Source organism: Flavobacterium sp., assembly GCF_027490375.1.
Classification (GTDB): Bacteria; Bacteroidota; Bacteroidia; order Flavobacteriales; family Flavobacteriaceae; genus Flavobacterium.
In genome coordinates, this window is sequence record NZ_JAIXYH010000023.1 from 1 (window position 1) to 6770 (window position 6770).

The window sequence follows — 6770 nt, forward strand, 5'->3', positions numbered from 1 at the left end:
GTTTTTCCGTAACCGTGTTTCGTTTTTTTTTCGTTGGGATTAACCCGTTTTCCCCTTCCCGTTTCGGGCGAAGTTCCCGAAAAAAATCGACATAGCATTACGGGAAATCCGTAAAAATCTTCAAAAATCTAAAAAAGTTCTGTCGACAAATCACAGTTTAGAACTCGTAATTGGCTTAGGTGATCAAACACTGGAATCTATTTTTAGCTTTTCATCAAAAAAGCTTCTAAGATTTCAACAACTAAATCGATATAGTACGCGTTACTGTTAAAATTCAAAGAAAAAAGCTATTTTTTTCAATACTTGTACCTAGCTTTGTGGCGTATATGAAGTGGTTTAAATCGTTTTTAATTCTCTTTGTTAGCGGGCTTCTATTGTCTGCAACTACTTCATTTGCAACGGATATAAGTCTAGTAGGTAGTACTTTTTCCAAGACAAAAACAGTAGTTAAAGGCGCCTCTACGGCTGTGGACACCCATAGTAAAGAGGTCTTTTTCTCAGAAGATCACGAAAGCGAGGAAGATCATGAAACCGAATCGCAGCCTTCTTTTAAACCATTTGTTGCGCTACTAGCTAGCAAAAGCGAATCGGGTTTCGTTTCTTTTATTTCTTTCCGCCAAAAGCAACTAATCCCTGGTAGTTTCCACAAACAAATCGGACGTTCGTGCCCGATCTATCTTTTCATTCGGGTACTCAGACTGTGATTAACGGCGACAAGTTGTCGCACCGATGTTCGTCCTTCGGGACAAATTTCCTAACAAAAATCCTTTAAACTCTTGCGCACATGCGCAAAAAACATCGTTTGATCATGGTCAAAAAAATGATTGTGGCTGCCGTATTGGTATGCCTTGGCAGTGCCAGCTGCGCCCATAAAGAAACCGAAAAACAAGAGAATGTTACTTTTGCTGTAACGGCTCCAATTCAAATAGATACCACGTTTGTAAAACAATATGTCGCGCAAATTCGCTCGGTACAGAACGTCGAAATTCGCGCGCAGGAACGTGGTTTTCTTGAACATATTTACGTTGATGAAGGCCAATTCGTAACTAAAGGTCAGTTGCTTTTCAAAATCATGCCGCGCTTGTATCAAGCCGAACTGCAAAAAGCTCAGGCCGAAGCAAAAGCAGCAGCTATTGAATTGAAAAATGCCAAAACACTAGCCGACAAAAATATTGTTTCCAGAAACGAACAACTGGTGGCACAAGCTCGTTTAGAACAAGCAAACGCAGCCGTTTCGATGGCAAAGTTGCATTTATCGTTTACCGAAATTCGCGCACCTTTTTCTGGAACGGTCGACCGAATTCCAAAAAAACTCGGCAGTTTAATCGACGAGGGAGAAATTCTCACCACTTTGTCTGATAACTCGCACATGTTTGCCTATTTCAATGTTTCTGAACCCGAATATCTAGATTACAAATTACACGTTTCCGATCGCGGTGAAACCAATGTCGATTTGCTTTTAGCGAACGGCGATACGCTTCCGTACAAGGGAAAAATCGAAGTAATTGAAAGTGAATTTGATGCTGAAACCGGAAATATTGCCTTTCGCGCTGGTTTCCCCAATCCAAAGCAATTACTCAAACACGGAGAAACGGGTAAGGTACAAATGCAATTTCCGATGCGAAATGCGATTGTTATTCCACAAAAAACCACTTACGAAATCCAAGACAAGAAATTCGTATTTGTAGTGAATGCTGCGAATCAGGTAAAATCGCGCGAAATTGTCGTCGCTGGGGAATTACCCGACTTGTATGTAGTAAAATCAGGTTTAAAAGTTGGTGAAAAAATTGTTCTCGATGGCATTCAAAAGCTAAACGATAACGAACACATCAAATATGCGTTCGAGGAGCCTAAAGCTTTGCTTCATAAATTAAAACTTAAAGCAGAGTAACCGCAAAATCCAAGAACTTATGTTTAGTAGATTCATTCAAAGACCGGTATTATCTATCGTAATATCGCTCATTATCGTATTCCTGGGAGTTTTGGCGCTTATCGGTTTACCTGTAACCCAATTTCCAGCCATTTCCCCACCAAAAGTTAGTATCGTTGCCGAATATCCCGGTGCGAATAACGAACTGATGATCAAGTCGGTAATCATTCCTTTAGAACGTGCACTTAATGGTGTTCCAGGTTTAAAATATATGTCGGCCGACGCTGGTAACGACGGTGAAGCCTCCATTCAAGCCGTTTTTAACCTCGGAACCGACCCTAACCAAGCCACGTTAAACGTACAAAACCGAGTGGCTTCGGTAGTAAACAAACTCCCGCCTTTGGTTATTCGCGAAGGAATCAAGATTTCGCGTCAGGAATCAAACATGTTGATGTACGTAAACCTTTATTCGACGGACAAAAACGCCGATCAAAAGTTCTTGTACAACTTTGCCGATATTAATTTACTCGCCGAGTTGAAACGTGTCGATGGCGTCGGATTTGCCGATATCCTCGGAAACCGAGATTACGCGATGCGAATTTGGTTAAAACCCGATCGCATGCTCGCCTATAAAATTTCGGCCGAAGAAGTTATGGAAGCTTTGAGTTCGCAAAGTTTGGAGGCTTCGCCTGGGAAAACTGGTGAAGCTTCTGGAAAACGCTCGCAAGCATTCGAATACGTTCTAAAATATCCAGGTCGTTTCACCACACCCGAACAATACGGAAATGTGGTGGTTCGTGCGACTCCAGATGGCGAGCTCCTGCGCTTAAAAGACGTTGCCAATATTGAGTTCGGTAGTTCTATGTACGATATTTATTCGAATTACAACGGCCGACCTTCTGCCGCAATCGTTCTAAAACAATCGTACGGCAGTAATGCAACACAAGTCATTGAAAACGTAAAGGAAAAGCTAGCCGAGATAAAGAAAAATCGCTTTCCAAAAGGCATGGACTATGAAATCAGTTACGATGTGTCAACGTTCCTCGATGCGTCAATTGAGAAGGTCTTGCATACGTTGGTAGAAGCGTTTTTGCTCGTAGGCTTTGTGGTTTACTTGTTTTTAAACGACTGGCGATCAACACTTATTCCCGCAATAGCCGTGCCTGTGTCGCTGATTGGGACCTTCGTTTTTATGCAATTGTTCGGTATCACACTGAATCTAATCACCTTATTCGCTTTAGTTCTAGCTATCGGAATTGTTGTCGATGATGCGATAGTGGTTATCGAAGGCGTTCATGCCAAAATGGAAACTGAACATTTATCGGCGCGAAAAGCCACACAAGCAGCGATGGGCGAAGTTAGTGGCGCAATTATCGCAATTACTTTTGTGATGGCCGCTGTATTTATTCCAGTGTCGTTCATGTCGGGTCCGGTCGGGATTTTCTATCGACAATTTTCCATTACCATGGCAACAGCAATCATTCTTTCGGGCTTGGTGGCACTTACTTTAACGCCGGCTTTGTGTGCCATGATGCTCAAAAACAATCACGGGAAAAAGAAAAAACAAAATGCGATAAATCGTGCTGTAGCTGGTTTCAATCGTTGGTTCGACAGCTTATCAGGAACCTACGGTGCTATATTGAAAGGCATAGTAAACCGACGCGTTTTAACTTTTGGAATTTTACTTTCGTTTTGCGCTGGAATCTACTTTCTAAGCAATACGTTGCCGTCGGGTTTTATTCCCAACGAAGATCAGGGAATGCTTTACGCAGTGATTCAAACGCCGCCTGGTTCGAGTTTGGAACGTACGAACGAAATTGCCGAGAAGTTGCAAAAAATCTGTGAATCTATTCCCGATGTGAAATCAGTTTCTGCTTTGGCAGGATACGAGATTTTAACGGAAGGAACTGGAGCCAATTCGGGAACTTGCTTAATCAATCTTAAATCTTGGGATGAACGTGAACATTCTGCCCTAGAATTGATTGAAGAAATCGAAGAAAAGTCGAAAAACATTGCGGGTGCCACCATCGAATTCTTTCAGCCTCCTGCTTTACCTGGCTACGGAGCTGCTGGCGGTTTCGAGTTGCGATTATTAGATGAAACCGGTACGGGCGATTACCACAAATTAGAAGAAGTGAGTCGAGACTTTGTGGCAGAATTGAACAAACGTCCAGAGTTATCGTCTGTATTTTCTTTTTACAGTGCGAGTTTTCCGCAATTTATGCTGCGAATCGACAACGATCTGGCTCAGCAAAAAGGCGTTTCTATAGAGAATGCAACCAACACACTGTCGACTTTAGTTGGAAGTAATTACGAAATTAGTTTTATCAAATACGGACGTCAGTACAAAGTAATTGTTCAAGCCGCGCCAGAATATCGCGCTTTACCCGACGATATTTTGAAGTTGTATGTAAAGAACGACCGCGATGAAATGGTGCCATTTTCAGCATTTATGCGAATGGAAAAGGTATATGGCTTGTCGGAAATTACACGTCAAAATATGTACACAGCTTCAGAAATTTCCGGACAACCGGCACCCGGCTACAGCAGCGGACAAGCAATTGCCACCATAGATGAAGTTGCTGCCAAAGTTTTACCGCGAGGTTATGAAATTGATTGGGCGGGAATTGCAAAAGACGAGGTGGCTCGTGGAAATGAAGCGATATACATCTTTTTGATTTGTTTAGGCTTCGTATACTTGATTTTAGCGGCACAATACGAGAGTTTTATTCTTCCGTTTGCTGTAATCTTGTCTTTAGGCGGTGGAGTTTTTGGCGCGTTTTTACTGCTGCAAATCTGTGGTTTAGAAAACAACATTTATGCGCAAGTTGCACTAGTAATGCTTATCGGTTTACTTGGGAAAAACGCGGTTTTAATAGTTGAATTCGCTGCTTTAAGGCACAGCCAAGGGCTCACGGTTTATCAAGCAGCAATCGAAGGTGCCGTGGTTCGATTCAGACCGATTTTAATGACTTCTTTTGCATTCATCGCCGGGCTAATTCCCTTGGTATTTGCAACCGGTCCCGGTAAAATTGGTAACCGGACTATTGGAGCTGCCGCAGCAGGTGGAATGCTAATTGGAACCCTCGCAGGTGTTTTCATTATTCCAGGCTTGTACTACATTTTTGCTCGTATTTCGGAGAAGATTAAAATGGTGAAGAAACAAAAAGAGAGTCCGTTAACAGAAGATTTTGAATACGATGAATAAACTGATAAAAATAAGTTCGGTGCTGGCAGCTGTGGTTGTGGGATGTAGTGCACCTAAAGTGAGCGAAGTAAAATCGAGCTTACAAATACCGGAACAATATAAAGCAAAAGCTGACACTTCCAATACAGCAATTAAGCCTTATCGCTTGCTTTTTAATGATCCGAAATTAGTGTCGTTAATCGATATAGCGCTTAAAAACAATCAGGAACTGCAACGCGCACTTCAAGAAATCGAGATTGCAAGAAATGAAGTTCGCGCTCGAAAAGGTGAACTGTTGCCAGCAGTTGGTATTGGCGCTGCCGCAGAAGTCGAAAAAGTTGGAAAATTTACCAGTCAGGGAGCAGGCGATGAATCGACCGATATTTTACCTGGCAAAAGAGTTCCAGAAGATTTAACCGACTACTCGCTTGGATTACGCGCCAGTTGGGAGGTTGATATTTGGAAAAAACTAAGAAGTGCGAAAAAAGCTGCACTATCGCGGTATTTGGCAGAAGTTGAAGGAAAGAACTTCGTAATTACCAATTTGGTTGCTGAAGTTGCCGAACGCTACTACGAATTACAAGCTTTGGATGCCCAGCTCGCTATTATTGACGCGAACGTAGCTTTGCAACAGAACGCATTGGAAATCGTGAAAGTGCAAAAAGAAGCGGCACGCGCAACGGCTTTAGCGGTCGAAAAATTTGCAGCAGAAGTCGCAGGATCGCAACAACGCGCCTTTTTCGTCAAACAGCAGATTACCGAAACAGAGAATGAACTCAATTTTCTTCTCGGGCGTTTTCCGCAACCCATCGAACGGAGTAAAATCGATTTTTTAAACATTGAACCACTATCAATTCACACCGGATTGCCATCACAGCTACTTGAAAACCGCCCGGATGTACGCCAAAGAGAACTAGAAGTTACAGCAACACGCTTCGATGTCAAGGCTGCTAAAGCGGCGTTTTATCCGCGATTAGATATCGGTGGTGCTATTGGTTTTCAATCGTTTCGCACAGCGTCTTTGTTTACTTTTCCAGAATCACTGTTCTACAATTTAGGCGCCGATTTAGCTGCACCGCTCATAAACCGAAATGCCCTGAAAGCGGCTTTTAATTCGGCAAATTCGAGGCAACTTCAAGCCTTAATCGAGTACGATCAAACTTTACTACGTGCGTTTGTCGAAGTAGTTAATCAACAGGCTAAAATCGAAAATTTAGCGAACGGATTCTCAAGACAACTCGAGCAAGTAAATGCTTTAAATCGAGCGATTGATGCAAGTAACGAACTTTTTAAATCGGCACGTGTCGATTACTTTGAAGTTCTCATGACCCAACGCGACGCCCTAGAAGCCAAACTCGAACTGGTTGAAACCAAGCAGCAAGTTTTGGTGGCATCAGTAGTAATGTACCGTAATCTAGGCGGTGGATGGCGTTAAAAAACGCTTTTCATACATATAGCAAAGCAATTTTTGTTAGGGAAAAATTGTTCGGAAACCGCACAAACACTTCGTTTGCTGCGGTTTTTTCATTTAATAGATGAGATCCAATTAGCGCTAATTGAAATTGCGTTTTAAAAAAGGTTTTTTTTAAAAAAAATGCGGTTTTTCCGTAACCGTGTTTCGTTTTTTTTTCGTTGGGATTAACCCGTTTTCCCCTTCCCGTTTCGGGCGAAGTTCCCGAAAAAAATCGACATAGCATTACGGGAAATCCGTAA

At 42.4% G+C, this 6770-nt stretch carries 3 protein-coding genes; all 3 read left to right on the forward strand.

Annotation, left to right across the window (positions count from 1 at the left end):
• Positions 1-808 precede the first annotated feature (808 nt).
• The 3 genes from Q0064_RS03285 to Q0064_RS03295 are packed head-to-tail and all read left to right on the forward strand — an operon-like array spanning position 809 to position 6492.
• On the forward strand, positions 809-1891 hold the full coding sequence (locus Q0064_RS03285; protein ID WP_298144243.1) for an efflux RND transporter periplasmic adaptor subunit: 1083 nt from the start codon (positions 809-811) through the stop codon (positions 1889-1891).
• A gap of 19 nt (positions 1892-1910) precedes the next feature.
• Positions 1911-5078 carry an efflux RND transporter permease subunit gene (locus Q0064_RS03290; protein ID WP_298144237.1) on the forward strand — a complete coding sequence of 1056 codons (3168 nt, stop codon included), beginning with the start codon at positions 1911-1913 and terminating at the stop codon, positions 5076-5078.
• A complete protein-coding gene (locus Q0064_RS03295; RefSeq protein WP_298144240.1) occupies positions 5071-6492 on the forward strand; it encodes a TolC family protein in 1422 nt (473 codons plus the stop codon). The genes Q0064_RS03290 and Q0064_RS03295 overlap by 8 nt, the downstream gene beginning before the upstream one ends.
• Positions 6493-6770 lie beyond the last annotated feature (278 nt).

What these genes read in the sequence shown, in the direction of transcription:
- Q0064_RS03285 (WP_298144243.1), top strand. Translation starts at nt 809, where the DNA reads ATGGTCAAAAAAATGATTGTGGCTGCCGTATTGGTATGCCTTGGCAGT.
- Q0064_RS03290 (WP_298144237.1), top strand. Translation starts at nt 1,911, where the DNA reads ATGTTTAGTAGATTCATTCAAAGACCGGTATTATCTATCGTAATATCG.
- Q0064_RS03295 (WP_298144240.1), top strand. Translation starts at nt 5,071, where the DNA reads ATGAATAAACTGATAAAAATAAGTTCGGTGCTGGCAGCTGTGGTTGTG.